Origin of the sequence: Pseudoduganella sp. LjRoot289 (genome assembly GCF_964252925.1) — a bacterium.
GTDB lineage: Bacteria > Pseudomonadota > Gammaproteobacteria > Burkholderiales > Burkholderiaceae_D > Rugamonas.
In genome coordinates this window covers 2596137-2617386 of record NZ_CAXUPN020000001.1, presented here as the reverse complement: position 1 = coordinate 2617386, position 21250 = coordinate 2596137, and the positions used below count along the sequence as shown (strand labels likewise).

The 21250-nt window shown below is 64.9% G+C and carries 20 protein-coding genes; 7 read left to right on the top strand and 13 right to left on the bottom strand.

All coding sequences use genetic code 11. From position 1 onward, the window contains the following. Positions 1 to 243: 243 nt before the first annotated feature. Positions 244 to 1068, top strand: coding sequence for a LamG domain-containing protein (locus ACSQ8Y_RS10955; RefSeq protein ID WP_436266488.1), 825 nt, complete (start codon positions 244 to 246; stop codon positions 1066 to 1068). Between the two features lie 74 nt (positions 1069 to 1142). On the opposite strand, the gene lysS is transcribed toward ACSQ8Y_RS10955, so the two are convergent. The 7 genes from lysS to ACSQ8Y_RS10920 form a co-directional block, all read right to left on the bottom strand. Then, entirely contained in the window at positions 1143 to 2681 is a 1539-nt protein-coding gene (gene lysS, locus ACSQ8Y_RS10950; RefSeq protein WP_436266487.1) for a lysine--tRNA ligase, read from the bottom strand. Positions 2682 to 2701: 20 nt separating this feature from the next. Continuing rightward, the gene (locus ACSQ8Y_RS10945; RefSeq protein WP_436266486.1) at positions 2702 to 3400 is read right to left on the bottom strand and encodes an HAD family hydrolase; all 699 of its coding nucleotides are present in this window, start codon (positions 3398 to 3400) and stop codon (positions 2702 to 2704) included. Next, positions 3401 to 4505, bottom strand: a protein-coding gene (gene prfB / locus ACSQ8Y_RS10940; protein WP_436266485.1) for a peptide chain release factor 2 whose coding sequence is annotated in 2 segments (ribosomal slippage) — positions 3401 to 4423 and positions 4425 to 4505 — 1104 coding nt in all. Because the reading frame shifts where the segments join, the coding sequence is not laid out codon by codon here. A gap of 257 nt (positions 4506 to 4762) precedes the next feature. Further along, positions 4763 to 5074 (bottom strand): hypothetical protein, encoded by a 312-nt coding sequence (locus tag ACSQ8Y_RS10935; RefSeq protein ID WP_436266484.1) that lies wholly within the window; start codon positions 5072 to 5074, stop codon positions 4763 to 4765. Positions 5075 to 5083: 9 nt separating this feature from the next. Further along, positions 5084 to 6751 carry a choice-of-anchor X domain-containing protein gene (locus ACSQ8Y_RS10930; RefSeq protein ID WP_436266483.1) on the bottom strand — a complete coding sequence of 556 codons (1668 nt, stop codon included), beginning with the start codon at positions 6749 to 6751 and terminating at the stop codon, positions 5084 to 5086. A gap of 14 nt (positions 6752 to 6765) precedes the next feature. Beyond that, positions 6766 to 8223: an esterase/lipase family protein gene (locus ACSQ8Y_RS10925; RefSeq protein ID WP_436266482.1), complete on the bottom strand. Its 1458-nt coding sequence runs from the start codon at positions 8221 to 8223 to the stop codon at positions 6766 to 6768. A gap of 19 nt (positions 8224 to 8242) precedes the next feature. Further along, on the bottom strand, positions 8243 to 9253 hold the full coding sequence (locus tag ACSQ8Y_RS10920) for a hypothetical protein (RefSeq protein ID WP_436266481.1): 1011 nt from the start codon (positions 9251 to 9253) through the stop codon (positions 8243 to 8245). Between the two features lie 215 nt (positions 9254 to 9468). On the opposite strand from ACSQ8Y_RS10920, the gene ACSQ8Y_RS10915 reads away from it, so the two are divergent. After that, on the top strand, positions 9469 to 11556 hold the full coding sequence (locus ACSQ8Y_RS10915; RefSeq protein WP_436266480.1) for a bifunctional 2',3'-cyclic-nucleotide 2'-phosphodiesterase/3'-nucleotidase: 2088 nt from the start codon (positions 9469 to 9471) through the stop codon (positions 11554 to 11556). Position 11557: 1 nt separating this feature from the next. Further along, a complete protein-coding gene (locus ACSQ8Y_RS10910) occupies positions 11558 to 12541 on the top strand; it encodes an alpha/beta hydrolase (protein ID WP_436266479.1) in 984 nt (327 codons plus the stop codon). Between the two features lie 237 nt (positions 12542 to 12778). On the opposite strand, the gene ACSQ8Y_RS10905 is transcribed toward ACSQ8Y_RS10910, so the two are convergent. Genes ACSQ8Y_RS10905 through ACSQ8Y_RS10895 form a run of 3 tightly spaced genes read right to left on the bottom strand, consistent with a single transcriptional unit; the run spans position 12779 to position 14238 of the window. Next, positions 12779 to 13099 (bottom strand): DUF2288 domain-containing protein, encoded by a 321-nt coding sequence (locus ACSQ8Y_RS10905; protein WP_436266478.1) that lies wholly within the window; start codon positions 13097 to 13099, stop codon positions 12779 to 12781. Between the two features lie 6 nt (positions 13100 to 13105). Beyond that, positions 13106 to 13801: an RES family NAD+ phosphorylase gene (locus tag ACSQ8Y_RS10900; protein WP_436266477.1), complete on the bottom strand. Its 696-nt coding sequence runs from the start codon at positions 13799 to 13801 to the stop codon at positions 13106 to 13108. Then, the gene (locus tag ACSQ8Y_RS10895) at positions 13801 to 14238 is read right to left on the bottom strand and encodes an antitoxin Xre-like helix-turn-helix domain-containing protein (protein WP_436266476.1); all 438 of its coding nucleotides are present in this window, start codon (positions 14236 to 14238) and stop codon (positions 13801 to 13803) included. Before ACSQ8Y_RS10895 ends, ACSQ8Y_RS10900 begins: the two co-directional genes overlap by 1 nt. A 186-nt stretch (positions 14239 to 14424) precedes the next feature. On the opposite strand from ACSQ8Y_RS10895, the gene ACSQ8Y_RS10890 reads away from it, so the two are divergent. From ACSQ8Y_RS10890 to ACSQ8Y_RS10875, 4 genes are all read left to right on the top strand, one after another. After that, positions 14425 to 15078 (top strand): hydrolase, encoded by a 654-nt coding sequence (locus tag ACSQ8Y_RS10890; RefSeq protein ID WP_436266475.1) that lies wholly within the window; start codon positions 14425 to 14427, stop codon positions 15076 to 15078. A 43-nt stretch (positions 15079 to 15121) separates the two neighbouring features. After that, positions 15122 to 15577, top strand: coding sequence for a YybH family protein (locus ACSQ8Y_RS10885; protein WP_436266474.1), 456 nt, complete (start codon positions 15122 to 15124; stop codon positions 15575 to 15577). Between the two features lie 95 nt (positions 15578 to 15672). Then, entirely contained in the window at positions 15673 to 16065 is a 393-nt protein-coding gene (locus ACSQ8Y_RS10880) for a hypothetical protein (RefSeq protein ID WP_436266473.1), read from the top strand. Positions 16066 to 16188: 123 nt separating this feature from the next. Continuing rightward, entirely contained in the window at positions 16189 to 17034 is an 846-nt protein-coding gene (locus tag ACSQ8Y_RS10875; RefSeq protein ID WP_436266472.1) for an alpha/beta fold hydrolase, read from the top strand. On the opposite strand, the gene ACSQ8Y_RS10870 is transcribed toward ACSQ8Y_RS10875, so the two are convergent. The 3 genes from ACSQ8Y_RS10870 to ACSQ8Y_RS10860 all read right to left on the bottom strand — a co-directional run bounded on the left by ACSQ8Y_RS10870 (position 16994) and on the right by ACSQ8Y_RS10860 (position 21250). Continuing rightward, complete coding sequence (locus tag ACSQ8Y_RS10870) at positions 16994 to 17758, bottom strand: flagellar brake protein (RefSeq protein WP_436266471.1); 765 nt, start codon at positions 17756 to 17758, stop codon at positions 16994 to 16996. The two genes, ACSQ8Y_RS10875 and ACSQ8Y_RS10870, sit on opposite strands and share 41 nt — an antisense overlap. A gap of 120 nt (positions 17759 to 17878) precedes the next feature. Further along, a complete protein-coding gene (locus tag ACSQ8Y_RS10865) occupies positions 17879 to 18628 on the bottom strand; it encodes a pseudouridine synthase (protein WP_436266470.1) in 750 nt (249 codons plus the stop codon). A 39-nt stretch (positions 18629 to 18667) separates the two neighbouring features. After that, positions 18668 to 21250: a [protein-PII] uridylyltransferase gene (locus tag ACSQ8Y_RS10860; protein ID WP_436266469.1), complete on the bottom strand. Its 2583-nt coding sequence runs from the start codon at positions 21248 to 21250 to the stop codon at positions 18668 to 18670.

Sequence of the window (21250 nt, the reverse complement as noted above, 5' to 3'; positions counted from 1 at the left end):
CTGCTCCCTCTCTCTCCCGCCGCCTTCTTCATTGCCGCTTGCGCATTTTCGCGCCTGCTCCATGGCGCTCGTCCAGCCCGACCCGCGGGAGGTTTCTTTCTGCATGAATTTCATTCGACTGCATCCGGAGAGTGTCGAAAAACTTTACACTTGCGACGCGGAGTTTTTGTAAGTCATTGATTTTCCATACGGGCACAAAAATTGCTTTATAAAAACTATCTTAACTATTTCTGCTTATCCACAATGATATCTCTGAAGAAATCGAAACTAGCATTGGCTTCTGTCGTCGTGGCGGCGACCCTGGCAGCGCCTGCGGCACACGCCAGCCTGATCGCCCTTTATCAATACAACAATGCCGCCAATCTGGGCCTGGACAGCAGCGGTAATAACAACAACCTTCTCGCTAGCGGCGGCGTCGCTACCGGCACCGGCAAGTTCGGTGCCGGCATGGATTTGAACAATACGGCCAGCGGCATGCTCTATTCGACCAGCGGTACCCTGGCCGGCCTCCCTCTCGGCAACTCCTCCTACACGATCGCGAGCTGGATCAATCCCGATACGGCGGGCACTGGCAACGTGGGCGGCATAGTCGGGTGGGGCAATTACGGCGCCGTCAGCCAAGTCAATGCCTTGCGCATGAACGGCGTGGGCGGCCTGCACAATTATTGGTGGGCCAATGACCTGTCGGCCACGGCCGGCCAGGATCTGACGACGGGCAGCGGTGCGGCAGGATGGCACTTTGTCGCGGCCACCTACGATTCGGCTACGAAATTGCAAAACATCTATATCGACAATGTGCTGCTGGCGACCCGCTCGGGTGCTGTGCCGAACGTCGTCGCCGGAAACTTTGCCGTCGGACGCACCGTTGGTACCGAATTTTTCGACGGTCAACTCGACAACACCTCGATCTTCAGCCATGCCCTGTCGACGAACGAACTCGCCGCCATATCTGCCAATAACTACTCCGCCTATGGCGTGTCCGGCACCGTGCCCGAACCAGGCACGCTGGCCTTGTACGGCCTTGGCTTGCTGGCCCTGGGCTACGTGCGCCGCAAGCGCGTCCGATAAGCGGGGCGGTTGCCCTGTCGAAAAAAAAGCCGCCGGATTTTGCCGGCGGCTTTTTTCATTCCATCGCTATGCGATCAGTCTTCCTTGCGCAGGTGCGGGAACAGCAGCACGTCGCGGATGTTCGGCGAGTCGGTGATGATCATCATCAGGCGGTCGATGCCGATGCCGCAGCCGCCGGCCGGCGGCATGCCGTATTCCAGCGCGCGGATGTAGTCCGCATCGTAGAACATGGCTTCGTCGTCGCCGGCTTCCTTTGCAGCGACCTGCGCCAGGAAGCGCGCCGACTGGTCTTCCGCGTCGTTCAGCTCCGAGAAGCCGTTGGCGATCTCGCGGCCCACCATGAACAGCTCGAAGCGCTCGGTGATGCCGGCCACGGTGTCCGAGGCGCGCGCCAGCGGCGACACTTCAACCGGGTAGTCGATGATGTAGGTCGGCTCCCACAGCTGCGATTCGGCGGTCTCTTCGAACAGCGCCAGTTGCAGCGCGCCCAGGCCCGAATGCGCGTGCGGCTTGACGCCGAACTTCTTCAGCTCGGCCTTGATGAATTCGGCGTCGTGCAGCTGCTCGTTGGTGTAGTGCGGAGCGAACTTGTTGATCGCGCCGACGATGGTCAGGCGGTGGAATGGCTTGGCCAGGTCCAGCTCGCGGCCGCCGTAGGTCAGGGTGGCGGTGCCGTGCGCATCGACCGCGGCCTGGCGGATGACCGCCTCGGTGAAGTCCATCAGCCACTTGTAGTCGGTGTAGGCCGCGTAGAATTCCATCATCGTGAATTCGGGGTTGTGACGGATCGACACGCCTTCATTGCGGAAGTTGCGGTTGATCTCGAACACGCGGTCGAAGCCGCCCACCACCAGGCGCTTCAGGTACAGCTCGGGCGCGATGCGCAGATACATCTGCATGTCCAGCGCGTTGTGGTGAGTGATGAAGGGCTTCGCGGCGGCGCCACCGGGGATGGTGTGCAGCATCGGCGTTTCCACTTCCATGAACTCGTTCTTTTCCATGAAGCGGCGGATCGACGACATGGCGGCGGTGCGGGCCTTGAACGTGCGGCGCGTTTCCTCGCTCATGATCAGGTCCACGTAGCGCTGGCGGTACTTGGTTTCCTGGTCGGCCAGGCCGTGGAACTTGTCCGGCAGCGGGCGCAGCGACTTGGTGATCAGGCGCAGCTCGGTGACCTTGATGGTCAGCTCGTCGGTCTTGGTCTTGAACAGCGTGCCGGTCACGCCCAGGATGTCGCCGAGGTCGTAGTGGTGCAGCGCGGCCATGGCGGCTTCGCCGGTCAGGTCCAGCGTGGCGTAGATCTGGATGCGGCCGTCGGCCTTGACGCCGGAAGCATCCTGCAGCGTGGCGAAGGCGGCCTTCTTGCCGGCTTCGCGTTTCAGCATCATGCGGCCGGCCAGCACCACTTCAACCGGGTTCGCCTCCAGCTCTTCGCGGCTTTTCTCGCCGTACTGGAGGTGCAGGTCCGCTGCCTTGTGTTGCGGCTTGAAGTCGTTCGGGAAGGCGATGCCCTGTTCGCGGATCGCGGCCAGCTTGGCGCGGCGCTCGGCGATGATCTTGTTCTCGTCCGGTGGGGTGGCCGATGCTGCTTGTTCCTGGATATCCGTAGTCATGGTGTTTTTGTAATAAGAGATTAATTGGTTGCGGCGATGGGCTCGGCGCTGAACAGTGCGCCGATATCGAGCTCGCTGAAGTCGCGCGCGACGCAAATTACGTTGTCGAATTCGGCGAAAGCATCGGCTGGCAGGGTAGTGGTCAGCACTACCGCGCGCATGCCTGCGCGGCGTGCCGCTTCCACGCCCAGCGGCGCGTCTTCGAAGACGATGCAGTGCTCGGGCGCGACGCCGCAGCGCTCGGCCGCCAGCAGGAACACGTCCGGGTTCGGCTTGCCGCGCGCCACGTCGGCCGCGCCGACCACGGCGTTGAAATGCTTGCGCAAATCCAGGCCGTCCAGCGTGAAGACGATGTTGTCGTTCGGCGCGGCGGTGGCCACGGCCAGCGCCACGCCTGCGCGCTGCGCGTTGGCGACGAGCGTGTCGAAGCCGGCCACCGTTGCCCGGTGCGGCGCGTATAGTTCGCGGTACAGCGTTTCCTTTTCCAGGTCCAGCAGCGCGCTGTCTTCCCTGGTGATGTGCTCGCCGAGGTAGGTGCGCATGATCTCGTGGCCCTGGCGGCCGGCGGTGGCGCGGAAGAATTCGTCCGCGTCGTGCACCTGGCCGCGCCGTTCGAAGAAGGCGATCCACGATTTGGTGTGGAAGGCCATGTTGTCGACGATGGTGCCGTCCATGTCGAAGATGAATGCGCGCCCAGCTTGAGCTGTACCGGTGGTCATTTATACGCCTTGCTTGAGGGATGCCGAGATGAACTCGTCCAGGTCGCCGTCCAGCACGCCCTTGGTGTTGCCGGTCTCGAAGCCGGTGCGCAAATCCTTGATGCGCGACTGGTCCAGCACGTAGGAACGGATCTGGTGGCCCCAGCCGACGTCGGTCTTGGAGTCTTCCAGCTTCTGCTGCTCGCTCATGCGCTTGCGCAGTTCCATCTCGTACAGCTTGGCCTTCAGCATTTCCATCGCCTCGGCCTTGTTGCGGTGCTGCGAGCGGTCGTTCTGGCACTGCACCACGATACCGGACGGGCCGTGCGTCAGGCGCACCGCCGAGTCGGTTTTGTTGATGTGCTGGCCGCCGGCGCCGGACGCGCGGTAGGTGTCGATGCGCAGGTCGGCGGGATTGATCTCGATGTCGATCGAATCATCCACTTCCGGATACACGAACAGCGAGGTGAACGAGGTGTGGCGGCCGTTGGCCGAGTCGAACGGCGACTTGCGCACCAGGCGGTGCACGCCGGTTTCCGTACGCAGGTAGCCGTAGGCGTGGTCGCCCTCGACCTTCAGGGTGGCGGTCTTGATGCCGGCCACCTCGCCGTCGGACTGTTCCATGATCTCGACCTTGAAGCCCTTGCGCTCGCAATAGCGCACGTACTGGCGCAGCAGCATGGAGGCCCAGTCCTGGGCTTCGGTGCCGCCGGCGCCGGCCTGGATGTCGATGAAGCAGTTGTTCGGGTCCATCGGATTGTTGAACATCCGGCGGAACTCCATGCCCTCGATGACGGTCTTGATCTCGTCGGTGTCGGCGATGACCGCTTCCAGCGTGTCGTCGTCGCCTTCTTCCTTGGCCATGGCGAACAGGTCGTTCATGTCGCGCAGGTCGGCGTCGGCCTTGGTCAGGGTCTGGACGATCGCTTCCAGCGCCTTCTTCTCGCGGCCCAGGTCCTGGGCGCGTTTAGGGTCGTTCCAGACGGTCGGATCTTCCAGTTCTTCGTTTACTTGTTCGAGCTTCTCTTCTTTGACAGTGAAGTCAAAGATACCTCCGAAGTTCGGCTTCGCGGGTCGTCAGATCGGCGAGCAGGGCGGAGAGGGCGTTGATGCGTTCGGCTTCCATGATCTTTTGTCTTTTAGTGTGTAATCAAACCTTCGATTATACCCTAGAGGAAGCCTGGCCGGGGCGCGCCGGGAGGGCCCCGGCGCGGGTGTCAGATTGTTTCCTTGGTAGCTAGTTTCATGGCCGCCTCCCGCCTGATTTCTAAGCAATTGAGTGTATGCGCCTGCCCGGGCAAAAGCAAATTCTCGGGTTTGGCCAGTGCCCACGGCCGATACCAGTGGTATCGCGCCGGCTGCATGCCTGCTTTTTGCGAAAAGTCAGACTTTGCGGCGCATCAGACGTAGCGCCGCGGTGGCCGCCAGGTAGGCCAGCGCCGCGTACAGGGCGATCAGCAGCAGCGCGCCGGGCAGGGTGGGCGCCGCCAGCCAGTCGCCGCTGGCCAGGCCGAGCGGGCGCAGCAGCGGCGTCCAGATGGCCATCAGGAACAGGGCCGGCGCCGCCAGCAGCGACAGCAGCCGCTCCAGCGGCGGCGCCAGCCCCAGGTTGAAACTGGCCAGCACGGCCACGCTGAGCGCAAAATACGCCGCCGTCGCAAGCGCGGCTTTGGCTGGAATGCTCAGGCGGGCCATGGCGGGCGATCAGCGCAGCGTTTGCTGGATGCGCGCGTCGCGCAGGTCGATCACGCCGTCGCGGTTCAGGTCGCGGCGGTCGCCCGGGGTCAGCGCGGGCTGGCCGCGGAACTGCGTCATCAGCGCGGCGTCGGCCGGTCCGACCACGCCGTCGCCGTCCAGGTCGCCACGCCGCGACGCGGTGAACTGCCAGCGCGAGTAGCTGTCCGTGCTGCCCAGCGAAGACAGCCTGCCGCTATTGCCGCCTTGCACCACCAGCAGCGAGATGGCCTGGTAGGGCCCGTCCGTCTTCTGGAAACGGTCGGCCGGCACGTCCACCTCGACCGTGTTGACGCCGGCCTGCAGCGAGCGCGACGCGTTGAGCAGCGCCACGTCCTGGCTGCCGGCACCGATCAGCTTGAACGAGATCTGGTAGAAGCCGCCAGTGGCGACCGTCACCGGGAACGACAGCTTGAGCGCGCTGATGTAGCCGTCCGCGAGCACCGGCGTGGCGGTCAGTGCCGGCTGCAGTTCGACGGCGGCCGCGCACAGCGTGGCCAGGGTGCCTTCGAACACGCCCGCGTCGAGCTTGCGGTAGGCCAGCAGCAGCTGCTCGCTGCCCACTTCCAGCGCCTCGATGCGGCTGACCGTGTACGGGCCGTCGCTGGCCAGCTTCGCCTTGATGTCGGCGGCGCTGAAGCTGGCCACCACGGTGGTGGCGCCGAGGGACTGGTTGGCTGCCTTGCGCACGTCGATCTGCTTGCCGTTCGGCGCGGTCAGGCGGACCAGTGTGGAATAGCGGGCCGCCTTCAGCACGTTGAAGCCGGCGCTGACCTGCAGCCCGGCGATGCAGTTGTTGGCGCCGCGCAGCGTGGTCAAGCTGGTGCCGGTGGTGTTCAGCTGCGGTGCCACCGCGCTCACCTGGGCGCTGGCGCTGCGGCGGATCGGGCCCTTGGCGGTCGGGATCTCGACGCTGCCGGCGATGTTGTACAGGCCGGCCGCGCCGAAGGTGTAGTCGACGCTGTAGACGCCGTCGTTGGCCAGGCCGTCCGGTGTATGGCCGTCGTCGGCCGCCGCCACCGCTGGGCCGGGCACGCCGCTGCCGATGCTGATGGTGGGCGACAGGCCGGTGATCGGCCGGCCGTCGTCCAGCACGACGATGCCGACCGAGACGTCCTCGCCGACCAGCAGCGTGTTGCGCTCGATGGCAATGCCGACCTGGTAGCGCGACTTGGCGAACACGGTGCCCAGTGCCACGGTCGGGGTGCTGGCGGCCGGGAAGTTCAGGCGCAGGATCCAGACGCCGTCGGCCGGGGCCGCGACTTCGGCGCCGACAAACACGCCGCCGGGCAGCGGCGGGGTGCGCGTGCTGCCGGAGTGGAACACCACGCGTGGGTCGCCCGGCGCGTACACCACGGTCCCGGCGGGATCGAGCAGCGACAGCGTGGCGCCGTTGACGGGCACGATCAGGTCGAACTTGAGGCTGTCGGCGCCGGCGATGGTGAACGGCACATCCAGCGTGGTGGCGCCGGGTACGACGTTGGCCGAGACGGTGACCGGCATGTTCAGTGCCACCGGGGCGGTCTGGGCCTGCGCGGGGGCCGTGCCGGCGGCTGCCGCCAGGCTAAGCAGGGCGGCCGCGCGGCAGTGGCGCGCCGTTCGGCGCAGCGCCGCAAGGGCTGAGGTGAGAGTTTTCATTGCGTGCCTCTATCTTATTTAATTGGGATCGTGGTGTCGAGGATGGTGTTGACGTTGGCCCCGCTCTTGACCGTGCTGTGGTTGGCCGCGCTGTTGCCCAGCGGGGTGCCGTAGCCGGGGTTGGCCGAGTTCAGCGTCACCACGATGTCGTTCGCCTGCGGCGACGGGGCCACGTTGGTGGTGTAGGTCAGCACGGTGCGCGTGCCCCACCAGTTGCCGGGCACGGTCGTCAAGGTCATCGGCGCGGAGGTGAAGTCGCGCAGCACCAGCCAGGCGCGTTCGGCGGCGTAGTGGGCCACGCTGGGGAACAGCGGCGTCGATTCATCGGATGTCAGGGCGTTGTCGCCGTTCAGGTCGGCGTCCGCGCCGAAGGTGAAGGTGCGCGCAATGTTGTTGCGCTGCCCCGTGCTGAGGGCGGCGGTGGCGGCGTAGGTGCTCAGGTCCGCCAGGCCGGGCAGCTGCGGCCCCTGGCCGAAGGTCCAGGTGTCGATGTAGGCCGAGGCGAAGCCGTTCGGGTCGGTGCCGTTGTTGATCTTGTCGTTGGCACTCTGTTTCTGGATCAGCGACATGTCGGCCGCCACGCTGCCCAGGTGCGGGGTCGACAGCGTCGACAGCGAGGCGATTTCGAACTCGGGGCCGATGGCCTGCAGCGCCTGGCTGTCCAGGCCGCCCTTGCTGTGGGCGATGATGTGGACCTTGTCGCCTTTCAGCGGCTGCAGGTAGTTGGTGATCTGCGTGTTCAGTTCGGCCGCGTTGGCCACCACCGCGCCGTTGCCGCTGGCGCCGGCGCCCAGCGAGAAGCGGGTGAACAGCACGCCGCGCTCTTCCAGCGCCGTGATCACGCCATGCGCCGAGGCTTCGTCCCATGTCGACTGGTTGGCCGAGATGCCGTGCTGCAGCACGTAGGGCGGCGTGGCTTCGAATTCGATGGAAACCCAGTCCACCGCCATGCACCAGTACTCGCCGTTGCCGGCATTGGCGGTGTCGATGTCGACGCGCAGCTCGTTGTCCTTGCCGAACTTGATCTCCTCGATCGGCACGATGATGGTGTCGTCGGTCCAGATGTTGTTGAAGCCTTCCAGCGTCTTCTTCTGGCGGCCGTTGAACGACACCTGGTCCACTTCGGGCGCGTTGCCGCTGGTGACGGCCTTGTCGTCGATGTCATAGACGGGGAAGCGGATCGTGGCCTGGGCCGACAGCACGCCGTTGGCGATCAGTTTCGCCGGGTCTTTCAGCGTGCCGTCGGCGTTGAGCTGCTGCGCGCTGACCAGGGCCGGAACCGGGATCTTGATTTGCAAGGGGCCGCCGCCGCGATAGGTGCAGCCGGTATCCAGGCCGCTGCCCGAATTGGCGACGTAGGTGCCCAGTTTCTCTTTCGGCGGCGGGAAGGGCGAACTGTTTTGTGCCAGCGCCTGCTGCGAGCACAGGCCGGCGGCCAGCGCAAGCGTGAGCGCTTTTAATTGAAATTGCATGGTTAACTCCTGTCAGCGTTCAGTCGGCAAACTTCGGGTTGGTCAGCAGGAAGGTGTCGCCGCGCGCCACGGACGTGCCGGACACCTTCTTGCCCACCAGGCTTTTGCTGGCCGGCGTGTCGACCGTCACCCAGCGGGTGCCGCCGCCGGTCAGGCGCAGCTGCAATCGCTGGCCTTCGACGGCGACGACCACGGCATCGATGGCGCCGGCGGTTTCGGGCGCTGCGTCGCCGGCCTGGGCTGTGCTCGCCGTTGCGGCCTGGGCGGCCGCTGGCGCTTGCGCCGCTGCGGGCAGCGCGGCGGTGAGGCCCAGCGCCATGGCTGCGGCGCCAGCGAGCGCCGTTGCGGTGCGGGCGCTGCGGGCAGTGCGCGCCGACAGACGGCGGCGTGCTGCCGCGAGGGCGGCGGCGCCGGCGGCGAACAGCGCGAGCGCTCCTGGCTCAGGCAGGGGCGTGCCGGAGCCGCCGATGGAGAAAGACACGCCGGGCGCGCCTATCGTCGTGTCCAGCGTATCCGCCTCGCTGTTGGTGAACAGCAGCGACGGATCCAGCAGGTCGATTTCGATGGTGCTCAGCTGGCTGGCGGCGACGGCGGTGAAATTGAGCACCAGGAAGGTGAAGGCATCCGCCTGGCCTGCATCGAGAATCGCCGCGCTGTTGCCGGACAGACCGAAGGCGTCGATGACGTTGCCGCTGACGAGAGCATCGCCCAGGAAGGGGAATGCGCCCGCCTCGGGCAGGTCGAGCTGGTTACTGCCGCTGGCCGGGTCGGTAAAGCCAAAGCCCGTCAACTGCATGGCGCCCTGGTCGAAGCGGATGTTGAGGTCGAACCCGCTCAGCGAATCGTTCTGCGCACCGGACAAGCCGCCGATGCTGAAGTTGACGCTGAAGTTCTGGCCGACCGCCAGGGAGCTGCTGGCCGAGGACACATTGATCACGGCAGCGCCGGCGGCGCCGGTGGCGGCGCTGAGCAGTGCGGCCACAAGCAGGCGACAAGTTGCCGCCCGCAGGAATTTCGAAGTATGGGACATGAAAGCCTCTTTGAGTGGGAAAGATGAAAACATTGCAACTTTGCGTGTATAGCAATACCCATGCCTTCAAATAATTCCCCATCAATATCAATAACTTACAAGCGAAACATTATCTGTTTAGCCATAATGTGTAAAAATTTCCGACATCTGCGTGACAATTGGAGATGTCCCCGTGGCGGTTGCCCGCGCCGGGGCGGGTGCGTATCATGGCGAGCATGACTACACCGCCCGCACCGCGCATCCTGTCCCTTTTTGCCCTGGCATTGCTGCTGCCGGGCTGCGGCGCCTTGCCCCCAACTGGCCGGGCGCCGGACGGAGCGACTGCCACGCTCGCGCTGCTGGAAACATCGGATTTGCATGCCAACGTCGTCAGCTACGACTACTACAAGCTGGCGCCGGAACCCTCGCTTGGCTTCGAGCGCACCGCGACCCTGATACGGCAGGCGCGCGCCGAATTCCCGAATACGCTGCTGCTCGATAACGGCGACACCATCCAGGGCACGGCGCTGGCCGACTACCAGGCCTTGGTGGCGCCGGTGCGCTGCGATGAGACGCTGGCCATCTACAAGGCCATGAACCGGCTGGGGGTGGAGGGCGGTGGCCTGGGCAACCACGACTTCAACTACGGGCTGGCTTACCTGAACCAGGTGACCGGCAGCCGCTTCGACGTGGCCGGCGTCGATCCCGCCGCGCCGCGCTGCGCGGGTCCGTCGTTCCCGCTGGTGCTGGCCAATATCTACAGCGTGAAGACGGGGCAGCCGCTGTTCCAGCCCTTCACCATCATCGACAAGCGCATCAGCGCGACCGGCCCGGACGGCAAGGCGCTGCAGGCGGTGGTCAAAGTGGGCATCATCGGCTTTACGCCGCCGGGCATCCTGGAGTGGGACAAGCGCTGGCTGGACGGGCGGGTCTATGCCGAGGGCGTGCGCGAGACGGCGCAGAAATACATACCGCAAATGCGCGCGCAAGGTGCGGAACTGGTGGTGGCGATTTCGCACGGCGGACTCGATGGCGCGCCCTACACGGCGGGCATGGAGAACGCCAATTTGTACCTGGCACAGGTGCCGGGCATCGACGCCTTGCTGCTTGGGCATGCGCATGAGGCGTTCCCGAACGCGGCCAGCGCCGCGGCGCCGTTCAACCTGCCTGGCGTGGACAAGGCGAAGGGCATAGTGCACGGCGTGCCTACCGTCATGGCCAGCCTGTGGGGCAAGCACCTCGGCGTGATCGCCCTGGGTCTCAAGCGGGACGGCCAGCGCTGGGTGGTGGACAGGGCGTTGACCAGGGTCGAGGCGCGCAGCACGCAGTTGCCCGCGCGGCCGGCAGGGCCGGGCGCAACACAGCCGGTCAATGCCGAGGTCAGGCAGTCCGGCGGCAAGCGCCATGTCGAGCCCGAGCCCGGCGTCGCCGAACTGGTCGCCGCAGAGCACGCGGCCACCATGCGCTACGTGCAGACGCCCATCGGCGCAACCGACTTTGCCATGACGTCCTATTTCGCCGACGTGGGTGACGTGAGTGCGATCCAGATCGTGAACCAGGCGCAGGCTGCCTACCTGGCGGCATACGTGCGCGCCAACCTGCCGCAATACGCGCAGTTGCCGGTGCTGTCGGTATCCGCGCCGTTCAAGTCCGGTTCGGCCGGTCCGGGCGACTACACGGATGTGAAGGCGGGCGGCATCGCGCTGAATAACGCGGCCGATCTCTACCTGTATCCGAATTCGCTGTCCGGCGTGAAGGTGGACGGCGCGGGTCTGAAAGCCTGGCTGGAGAAGGCCGCCAGCCGCTTCAACACCATCGCCCCCGGGAAGACTGCGCCGCAGGAACTGGTGAACGCCGGCTTCGCGGGCTACAACTTCGACATGCTGACCAGTCCCGACGTGCGCTACAGCATCGACGTGACGCAGCCGCAGGGGCGCCGGATCCAGGGCCTGAGCTACCTGGGCAGGCCGGTGCAGGACGGGCAGGAGTTCCTGGTCGCCACCAACAACTACCGTGCCAGCGGCGGCGGGGGATTTCCCGGCCTGGGCAGCCGCAACATCGTGCTCGCCGCGCCGGATGCCAACCGCGACGTGCTGATTGCCCATATCAGGGCTGCGCAAGCGCTGCGGCGCGCCAGCGACGGCGCGGCGCGCAGCTGGCGCTTTGCCGCAGTGAAGACGCAAGGCCCGGTGGTGTTCCATTCGGCGCCCGGCAAGCTCGATCTGGCGCGCGCGGCGGGGCTGGACAATGTCACCCAATTGCAAGCCGATGACGGTGCGGGGAAAGGCCTGGCCTTGTATGGCATCGATCTGTCGCGGCCATAGGATGGGCCCAAACTGGGGCGCTTGCTGCGTCCTGCTCACGCTTGCCATGCCCGCGCAGGCCGAGGCGCCGCCTTACACGTCTTTGCCGCGTGCCACCATGCTGTCCACGCCGACGGGCGACGTGCACGGCACGCTGATGGTGCCCTTGCCGCTGGGCTGCGCACCGGTCGCGCTGATCATCGCCGGCTCAGGGCCGACCGACCGCGACGGCAACAGCAAGCTGCTGCCCGCTCCCAACAACAGTTTGAGGATGCTGGCCGAATCGCTGGCCGTAGCGGGCATTGCCAGCGTGCGCTACGACAAGCGCGGCATAGGCGGCAGCGCGCGCGCCGTGTCCAGCGAGTCCCGGCTGCGTTTTGAAACCTATACCGGCGACGCCGCCGCATGGGTGCGGCAGCTCAGGCGGGAAGGGCGCTACGCGTCGGTGGCGGTGATCGGCCACAGCGAAGGCTCGCTGATAGGCATGATCGCCGCGCGCGAAGCGGCGGCGGACGGCTACGTATCCATCGCCGGCCCGGCCGAAGGCGCATCGGTGCTGCTGCGCCGCCAGCTGGACGCCAAACTGCCGCCCGAACTTGCGCAAGCCAACGACCAGATCCTCGGCGCGCTCGAGCGCGGCCGCCGCCCGGCAGTGCTGCCGCCGCAACTGCAGGCGATCTACCGCCCCAGCGTGCAGCCCTACATGATGTCGTGGTTCAGATATGTGCCGGCGCGTGAATTCGCCAGGCTGAAGATGCCTTCGCTGATCGTGCAAGGCACGACGGACGTCCAGGTCGACGCCGCCCAGGCCGCCTTGCTGAAGCAGGCCAACCCTGCCGCGCGGATGGCGGTCATCCCTGGCATGAACCACGTGTTGAAGCAGGTTTCCGCCGACGGGCCGCAGCAAGTGGCATCGTACTCCAACCCCGCGCTGCCGCTGGCGCCCGCTTTGGCCGAGTCCATCACCGGCTTCATTCACGCCCTCCCGCGCAGGCCATGCCGCTAATCCCCCTGGGGTCAGGCCTGCATTCGTGCATTTGTACCGTTGCGTAAGTCATCGGCCATGATTACCTGAGGGACGGTTTTTGGATTTGTACGATTCTATTGGATTTACGGCCAATTGCCAGCTTGGCAGGGTAGTTATCGGCTCGGTTACGCCTCGGTCAAGGGTAAGGATTCTTTATGTTCGGTGCGGAAACTGCACGAATGCAGGCCTGACCCCAGGTTGCCCACAATGCGGCGGCTAGTGGGTTTTGCGTTTGTCCTGCTGGACGAGGATGAAGGGGCTGACTACGCTGGCCCACAGGCTGGCGTCGGTTTCTTGCCAGTGCTGGGCCTGCGCGTCGGAGACCTTGGCGATCTGGCCGGCGGCCATCCATTGCGTGATGCTGTCCTTGTCGTCGTGCGAGATGCGCACGGCGACGTCGACGAGGTCGAGTTCGTCGGCGATCCACACCACGGTGCCGGAGGCGAAGTGCTTGGCCAGCTCGGTCCACGGCAGGCGCGCCGTTTCGCGGTTGATCTTGATGCGGAGGTCGGTGTCTTTTTCGGGTTTGGTTTGCATGGCGGTTCAAATGGTTGCGACGCGCGGTGCGTGCGTTCCTTCCCATGTTAACCGATAGGCCGCCCCTTTGCGAACATTGCCTACCAGCGCGGGCCGGAAACACGCCAGGTTGATGCCGCCCGCGTGCCGCACGCTGGGGAAGATCACGCCGGTCGAGCCTTCGTCCAGCAGCCGCTCCGCCAGCCGCTGCGACTGCACGTAGCTGCCCGGGTCCATGCAGTCCGCGTGGACTTCATCGCGCCGCAGGTCATGGAACTGGGCGGTGAAGTCGGCCAGCATGCACTGGTAGCTGACGCTGTCGTGGAAGTAGTCGATCTCGGCGTATTCCACCGTCTTGTGAAAGATGACCTCGGCCAGTGCGGTGTCGATGTCGAACGCGCAGTACCAGGCTCCGCGCTCGCCGTCGTTGAAGCGGCTGCCCTCCGGGCGGGCGTAGGTGTAGGCGGCGTTGATGATGCGGTAGTTCGGCACGCGGAACACCAGCTCGTCGATGCCGATGCCGGGCGCACCGCCGTGTTCGGCGATCAGGCGCGCATTGGTGGCGTTGTCGAGGTCGAACAGGTCATGCAATTCGCCGTCATTGGAGGCCAGCGTGCCGAGCACGGAATCCTCCAAGTCGGCGAAACGCGACTGGATCAGGCGGCAGGTGTCGAACTGGCGCAGCAGCGTCAGCGGCGGTAGCGGTGGCACGGTTCCCGCCATTACTGCCCGCCGCGCCGCGCGTCGACCAGCTTGCGCACCGTCTGCATGGCCAGCAGGCCTCCGCCCAGCATGTATGCCAGCGGCGTGCGTCCGCCGAAGATGACGTTCTTGTTCGCTAAAGTCACCCAGCGGTCCGCCAGCTGGTCGCCGTACAGGATGTGCAGGGCTTTGTAGATGCCGACCAGGTAGGAGATGCGCGTGATGCGGTCCACTTCCAGCACCCGGTCCGGGTTCTTTTTCCATTCGTAATAGCTGCTGCTGGACAGACCGCCCAGCAGTTCACGGGCGTCTTCGTCGCGCACCGACCAGGCGGCGGCGATCCGGAAAAAGGCGGTCAACGCCGATTTCGACAAGCGCTCGCGCTCTTCGCGTGCGTTCAGGTCGACCGGGATCACCGGTTCGAAGCGGCTTCTGGGGTAGGCGTAGGCTGCGTGCATAAATCCTCCGTATATGGATTATTTATACTCCGAAATCGGATCAACAGCAAGTTCGAATTTTTCGATAATAGACGGGTAAGTTTTCCGTTTTTCATTTCGCTTCGGCAGGTTCATACTTCTTCTCATCGGCACTGCACACCAAGCAGGCCTTCGAAAAATTCGATTCATAACCTAAAGGAACACATCATGCCTATCGCTAAAGCCCAACCAGGTAAAGAACTGCTGAACGCCAACGACCACACTCTGATCATGATCGACCATCAATCCCAGATGTCGTTCGCCACCAAGTCCATCGACATCAACCTGCTGCGCAATAATGCCGCGCTGGTGGCCAAGGCGGCGCGCGAATTCAAGGTGCCGACCATCCTCACTACGGTTGCCGCGAAAAGCTTCTCCGGCCCCATCTTCGATGAAATCCAGTCCGTCTTCCCCGAGCAGCAGCCCATCGACCGCAGCAGCATGAATACCTGGGAAGACCAGCGCATTGCCGACCGCGTGAATGAAATCGGCCGTGGCCGCATAGTGCTGGCGGGCCTGTGGACTTCGGTTTGCATCGTCGGCCCCGCGTTGTCGGCGCTGGACCAGGGCTTTGAAGTGTATGTGATCGCGGACGCCTCCGGCGATGTGACCGACGAAGCGCACGAGCGCGCCATGCAGCGCATGATACAGGCCGGCGCCAAGCCCATCACCTCGCTGCAATACCTGCTCGAGCTGCAGCGCGACTGGGCGCGCGGCGAGACCTACGACGAAACCGTGGCCACGTCGATCGCGCACGGCGGCGGCTACGGCTTGGGGCTGATCTACGCCAAGTCCATGTTCAACGCTTCCGAAGGCCATTAAACGGCGGTAATATCAAGGCTCGCCGACTCCGCAGGGAATATCGATGAGCCTGATCAAATCCGCCGCCATCCTGGCGCTCGCACTGGCTTCTGCCGCTGCGGGCGCGGCGCCGTCCAACGCCGAGCTGAAACAGCAGGTCGCCGACACCGAACGCGCCTTCGCCGCCACCATGCGGCAGCGCGACCTGGCCGCTTTCGTCGGCTTCCTGTCCGACGAGACCATCTTCTACTCCGGGCCCACGCCTTTGCGCGGCAAGGAACAGGTGGCTGCGTTCTGGAAGAAATTTTACGACGGTAAGGAGGCGCCGTTCTCCTGGGAACCGGACCAGGTCGAAGTGACCGACTCGGGCACGCTGGCGCATTCCTCCGGCCCCGTGTACGACCCCAAGGGCAAGCTGATCGCGCGCTTCAATTCTGTCTGGCGCCAGGAAGCGCCCGGCAAATGGCGCATCGTATTCGATAAAGGTCAGGATCTGTGCGATTGTAAAAAGGAAAAGTAGGACGATGCCTTGCCGCCGCCCGGACCGTGCGGCGGCGCACAGAGCCGGGCAGCCTTGGCGGGGGAAGATGGGACCACACCAAACAGGAGGTCCCCATGAACCCATCCACCGCATCGCTCTACCTGCTGCGCGCCTTGCTGTTCGTCGCATCCATCGGTCCTGCGCATGCGGCCGGCCAGGAGCAGGGTACGGTCGCCTACGCGGACGCGGTTGCCGCCTCGCAGGCCCTGAATGTGGAGCCGGCTGATGCTGCTGTCGCGACTGATACCAAAGCTGCCGCTGTTGCGCCGCCGCGCGCCATCACCCGCATCACCCTGTCCGCCAGCGACATGCCGGCCGCCAGCCGGCAGCGCGACCTGCCGAATTTCCAGGCGCCACCCGCCGGCCACCAGCTGGAGCGCGACGTGCGCACGCTGAAGGCGGCGCGCGCCGCCATGCTGCAGCAGGACGCGAACCATCTGCAGCAACGCATGGCGGCCTTGCGTTGAAAGCAGACATCAATCCCGCCGGCGCGGCGCCCACGTGTGCCATGAGTTGAAACGCAAGAAACGGATAGAGCCAGGCGCAGCCCGTCACCATACTGCAGGCTGTTCAATTCACTCGAGGCCCAGATGGCTACTTTCGTTCTCTTGCACGGCTCTTTCCATGCCGCCTGGAATTGGCACAAGCTCGTGCCGCTATTGAATGCGGCGGGGCATCAAGCCATCGCGCTTGACTTGCCTGGCCACGGCGCCGACCGCACCAAGCCACGGGAAGCAAGCCTGGACCGGTGCGTCGATACCGTCCTCGCCGCCGTGGCCCGTATCGAAGGGCCGGTCATTCTGGTTGCCCACAGCCGCAATGGCATCGTCATTTCCCAGGCGGCGGAGCGGCAGCCGCAAAGGATCGCGGGGCTGGTGTATCTGGCCGCCTACCTGGTGCCGGACGGGAAATCGATGATGGAGTACGCCTTGTTGGACAAGGAATCGCTGGTGGTCCGCAACGTCATCCCGGCGCTGTCCGAAGCCCGGGCTGCCCGGCTCATACGCTGGTTCAAGCGTCCGCTGCTGCGCTGGCTGGTGCCGCGTTTGCTCCCGGGCGCCATGCAGTCGCATCGCTTGAACCGCCGGGTGTACAAGGAGGCCTTGTACCATGATTGCGCCGATGAGATCACCGCGCTGGCACATACGCTGCTGCAGTCCGAGCCGAATTGGGCCGGATTCACGCCGCTGCAGCTGAGCCAGGCGCGCTTTGGCAGTGTACCTAAGATCTATATCGAGTGTCTGCAGGACCGTGCGGTCACGATAGGCTTGCAGCGGCAAATGCAGCGTGAAACGCCGTGCGACCGGGTCTACACCCTGGACAGCGGGCACTCGCCGTTCTTTTCCCAGCCGGGGGGCTTGGCACTTATACTGGACAGGGCCTTCGCGCCCGGTGCTACCGTTGATGCCGGCTATTCATCTTGTCGATCAGCTTAGCCAGGTCGTCCTGCATGACAGGCGACATGTTCAGGAACTGGCAGCCGATCTGAACCTGCTCGCCGAGCAGGAAGGAGCGGTAGGTGCGCGACAAACGGATTTCCAGGTCGGCGATGATGACCGCGTCCGGTCCCAGTTCCAGGCGCACCCGCTGCAGCTTGCGCCCCACGTGCAGCCCCTGGGCGTCGCGCGGCGCGCAGCGCATGCCGACGCCGCCTTGCGAGAAATCGTACAGTTGCAGCTCATACGGTTTCCCGTTCAGTACGAACGAGGCTGTGAAATACACGCCCAGCGGCGTCTCCAGCCGCGCCGTGGCGCGCCGGTTCAGCACCAGGCATTTTTCAGGGAATTCCAGCGGAATCAGTTGCGGCTGGCCAGGCTGCGAGGTCCATTCGTCGTGCGACAGCACAAACTGGATCTTGGCGCTGCGCAGCCAGGCCACGAAGACGGCGTTGCCGGGCGGTAGTTTTTCGCCCTCGTTCAACTCCAGCACGAAATAAGGCGTATCTTCCGACACCGAGAGTATGCGCGCCAGCACCACTTCCGTGCTGACAGCCGGATAGATGGACACCGCGTCGCCGTTTTCCGCCAGGACGGTCAGCGAATCGCCGATGTCGTCCACGTCGGTCATCTCGTGCGGCTTGGCGCCGGACGCGATAGGTTCGGCGGCATCCTGCAGCCGGGGTGGACCTTTGCGGAATTCGTTAGGAATGGGATCGTTCACAGCAGCGTGTCTCTTTGATAATGGACGGTTACAGACCAGTCTCGATAGTTTACAAGCATATCAGGACTTTGGCTTGCCAAATAGCAAGAAAGTAAGATTCCCGGCGCCCGAACTGTGGTTTTAAAACTGTTCGTCCGCCTTCAGGTAGCGCCATTGGCCTTCCGGCAGGTTGCCCAGCTTGACTTTGCCGATGCGCACCCGCTTCAGCCCGACCACGCGCAGGCCCACCATGTCGCACATGCGGCGGATCTGGCGCTTCTTGCCCTCGCGCAGCGTGAAACTGAGCTGGTCCTCGTTCTGCCAGCGCACTTTCGCCGGCAGCAGCGCTTTGCCGTCCATCCACAGCCCGTGGTTCAGCTTTTTCAGGTCCGACTCCGGCAGCTTGCCTTCCTTGGTGTACTGTACCCGCACCAGGTATTCCTTGTCGACGTTTGTCGTCTCGCCGATGAGCGTCTTGGCAACGCGGCCGTCCTGCGTCAGCACCAGCAGGCCCACCGAGTCGATGTCCAGGCGGCCGGCCGGGACCAGGCTGCGCAGCTGGGTCGGGTGGAACTGTTCCGGCGCGTCGCACTCGGCCCAGCGGTTTTCCGGCTTGATCAGGGCGATGGCGGGCGTGTAGCCGTCCTCGGCCTGGCCGCTGACGAAGCCGACCGGCTTGTTGATCAGGATGGTCACGCGCTTGGACTGCTCGGCGGCTGCCTGGCGTTCCACGGTGACGCGCTGGCTCGGGTAGATCTTGGTGCCCAGTTCGGACACGACCTGGCCGTCGACGCGGACCCAGCCGCGCGCGATCCATTCATCGGCTTCGCGGCGGGAGCACAGGCCCAGTTCGGACATGCGTTTGGACAGGCGTAAAAGTTCTTCAGACATTTTTTCTTCGGTTCATTGTGGCTGGCCAGAGGCGCGGGTTCATACCTTGAGCGCTTCCAGTAATTCGGTTTCCAGCTGGAGCTGGTTGCGCGCGTTGTTGAGCGCTGCGCCGTCGATGAGGAACACGTCCTCGACCCGCTCGCCCAAGGTCATCACCTTGGCCGTGTGCAGGTTGATGCGGTATTTGGTCAGCACATTGGCGATGGAGTAGAGCAAGCCGGTGCGGTCGTTGGCCGCCACCGACAGCAGGTAGTACTGGCCGCGCTCGTCCGGCCGCAGGTCCACCGTCGGCTGGACCGGGAAGGTGCGCGACAGGCGCGACAGGCGGCCCTTGGTCGGCGGCGGCAGTTCGGCCTGCGACTGCAGCAGCTCGCACAGCTCGTGCTCGATCAGGTTGATGATGTCGCGGTAGCTCTTGGCGAAGTTCTGCTCCGTCACCAGGAAGGTGTCGAGCGCGTAGCCGTGGCGCGTGGTGTGGATCTTGGCGTCGAGGATGCTGAAGTTCTTGCGGTCGAAATAGCTGCAGATGCGCGCGAACAGGTCCGGCTGGTCCTGCACGTAGACCGCCACTTGCAAGCCTTCGCCTATCGGCGCCAACCGGCATTTGACCACCGGCTTGACGCTGTCCAGGCGGTCGTACAGCGCGCGGGTCTGCCAGGCGATGTCGGACGCGTCGTGGCGCAGGAAGTAGGCGATGTCGAGCTGCTTCCACAGCGGCTCGTGCGCGTCCGGCGGCAGGCCGTACAGGCGCAGGGTGGCCAGCGCCTCCTGCTGGCGGTTCTTCAGTTCGCGGTCGGCCGAATGCGGCTCGCCGCCCAGCACGCGCAGGGTGATGCGGTACAGGTCTTCCAGAAGCTTGGCCTTCCACGCGTTCCACACCTTCGGGCTGGTGCCGCGGATGTCGGACACCGTCAGCAGGTACAGCGCGGTCAGGTGGCGCTCGTCCTTGACCACCTTGGCGAAGGCTTCGATGACGTCCGGGTCCGACAAGTCCTGCTTCTGCGCCACCTGCGACATGGTCAGGTGCTGCTCGACCAGGAAGCACACCAGTTCGGTGTCCTCGGCGTTCATGCCGTGGTCCTGGCAGAACTGCGCGGCGTCGGCCACACCCAGCTTGGAGTGGTCGCCGCCGCGGCCCTTGGCGATGTCGTGGAACAGCGCGGCCACGTACAGCAGCCAGTGGTTGGGGAAGTTCGCCATCAGCTGGCTGCAGAACGGATATTCGTGCGCGTGTTCGGTCATCGTGAAGCGGCGCATATTGCGCACCACCATCAGGATGTGCTGGTCCACCGTGTAGACGTGGAACAGGTCGTGCTGCATCTGGCCGACGATCTTGCGGAAATTCGGCAGGTAGCGGCCCAGCAGCGACAGCTCGTTCATGCGGCGCAGCGCGTGCAGCATGCCGACCGGCGCCTGCAGGATGCGCAGGAAGTGGGTGCGGTTGACCGGGTCGTGGCGGAAGGCCGCGTCGATCTTGAAGCGCTCATGCCACAGCGCGCGCGTGGTGCGGGCCGTCAAGCCTTTCAAGGCCGGGCGCTCGGTCATCAGTACGAAGGCTTCCAGCATGGCCGACGGGGTTTTCTCGAAGGTGTCGTCGTCGACCATGTCGATGAAACCGTTCACCTCGTTGAAGCGGGCGTTGATCGGGGTCTGCTCGGCGGATTGCGGGAACAGGCGCGCCTCGATGTTCTGCAGCAGGATGGAGTTCAGCTGGGTCACCGTCTTGGCGGCCCAGTAGTAGCGCTGCATCAGGAACTCGCTGGCGCGGCGCATGTGCGGGCCGCTGCCTTGCGCGCTCAGGCCCAGGTCCTCGGCGATGGCAGTCTGCACATCGAACACCAGGCGGTCCTCGCGGCGGCCGGCGTGCAGGTGCAGGCGCACGCGGATGTCCTTGAAGGCGCGCTCCTTTTCCATCAACTGCTTCGCTTCGGTCTGGGTGATCAGGCCGCCGGTGGCCAGCGTGCGCCAGGAGCTGGCCAGCCCGGCCGCCTTCACCATCCACAGGATGACTTGCAGGTCGCGCAGGCCGCCCGGGCTTTCCTTGCAGTTCGGTTCCAGGCTGAAGGGCGTGTCTTCATACTTTGCGTGGCGCTGCTTCATCTCCAGCATCTTCGCCTGGAAGAAGGCCTGCGGGTCCATGGCCGCGTTGTAGCGGACCTGCATCTCGTCGAACAGCGCCTGGTTGCCGCACACGAGGCGCGCTTCGAGCAGGCTGGTTTGCACCGTGATGTCGGCCTGCGACTCGCTCATGCACTCGTCCACCGTGCGGATGCTGGAGCCGATTTCCAGGCCCAGGTCCCACAGCAGCTGCACCAGTTCCTCCAGCTTGGCGCGGGTGGCCTCGCTGGGCGGTTCGTGCAGCAGGATCAGCAGGTCGACGTCGGAATAGGGGAACAGCTCGCCGCGCCCGAAGCCGCCCACGCCCACCAGCGCGGACTCGGGCGGCAGGGCCGCCTCCAGCCAGGCCGTGGCCAGGACTTCGTCCACCACCTGGCGCAGCTTGCGCAGCAGTTTTTCGGGCATGCCGTCCTCGCGGAAACCGGCGATGACGGTCTGGCGGCCAGCTTTGAGCTGGCCTTTCAGCTGCTCGCGCAGCTCCTTCTTCATGGCGGCAGCTGGCAT

Bases quoted from the DNA above. Each gene is read 5' to 3' on its own strand.
- ACSQ8Y_RS10955 (WP_436266488.1), top strand. From the start codon at position 244: ATGATATCTCTGAAGAAATCGAAACTAGCATTGGCTTCTGTCGTCGTG.
- lysS (WP_436266487.1), bottom strand. From the start codon at position 2,681: ATGACTACGGATATCCAGGAACAAGCAGCATCGGCCACCCCACCGGAC.
- ACSQ8Y_RS10945 (WP_436266486.1), bottom strand. From the start codon at position 3,400: ATGACCACCGGTACAGCTCAAGCTGGGCGCGCATTCATCTTCGACATG.
- ACSQ8Y_RS10935 (WP_436266484.1), bottom strand. From the start codon at position 5,074: ATGGCCCGCCTGAGCATTCCAGCCAAAGCCGCGCTTGCGACGGCGGCG.
- ACSQ8Y_RS10930 (WP_436266483.1), bottom strand. From the start codon at position 6,751: ATGAAAACTCTCACCTCAGCCCTTGCGGCGCTGCGCCGAACGGCGCGC.
- ACSQ8Y_RS10925 (WP_436266482.1), bottom strand. From the start codon at position 8,223: ATGCAATTTCAATTAAAAGCGCTCACGCTTGCGCTGGCCGCCGGCCTG.
- ACSQ8Y_RS10920 (WP_436266481.1), bottom strand. From the start codon at position 9,253: ATGTCCCATACTTCGAAATTCCTGCGGGCGGCAACTTGTCGCCTGCTT.
- ACSQ8Y_RS10915 (WP_436266480.1), top strand. From the start codon at position 9,469: ATGACTACACCGCCCGCACCGCGCATCCTGTCCCTTTTTGCCCTGGCA.
- ACSQ8Y_RS10910 (WP_436266479.1), top strand. From the start codon at position 11,558: ATGGGCCCAAACTGGGGCGCTTGCTGCGTCCTGCTCACGCTTGCCATG.
- ACSQ8Y_RS10905 (WP_436266478.1), bottom strand. From the start codon at position 13,099: ATGCAAACCAAACCCGAAAAAGACACCGACCTCCGCATCAAGATCAAC.
- ACSQ8Y_RS10900 (WP_436266477.1), bottom strand. From the start codon at position 13,801: ATGGCGGGAACCGTGCCACCGCTACCGCCGCTGACGCTGCTGCGCCAG.
- ACSQ8Y_RS10895 (WP_436266476.1), bottom strand. From the start codon at position 14,238: ATGCACGCAGCCTACGCCTACCCCAGAAGCCGCTTCGAACCGGTGATC.
- ACSQ8Y_RS10890 (WP_436266475.1), top strand. From the start codon at position 14,425: ATGCCTATCGCTAAAGCCCAACCAGGTAAAGAACTGCTGAACGCCAAC.
- ACSQ8Y_RS10885 (WP_436266474.1), top strand. From the start codon at position 15,122: ATGAGCCTGATCAAATCCGCCGCCATCCTGGCGCTCGCACTGGCTTCT.
- ACSQ8Y_RS10880 (WP_436266473.1), top strand. From the start codon at position 15,673: ATGAACCCATCCACCGCATCGCTCTACCTGCTGCGCGCCTTGCTGTTC.
- ACSQ8Y_RS10875 (WP_436266472.1), top strand. From the start codon at position 16,189: ATGGCTACTTTCGTTCTCTTGCACGGCTCTTTCCATGCCGCCTGGAAT.
- ACSQ8Y_RS10865 (WP_436266470.1), bottom strand. From the start codon at position 18,628: ATGTCTGAAGAACTTTTACGCCTGTCCAAACGCATGTCCGAACTGGGC.
- ACSQ8Y_RS10860 (WP_436266469.1), bottom strand. From the start codon at position 21,250: ATGCCAGCTGCCGCCATGAAGAAGGAGCTGCGCGAGCAGCTGAAAGGC.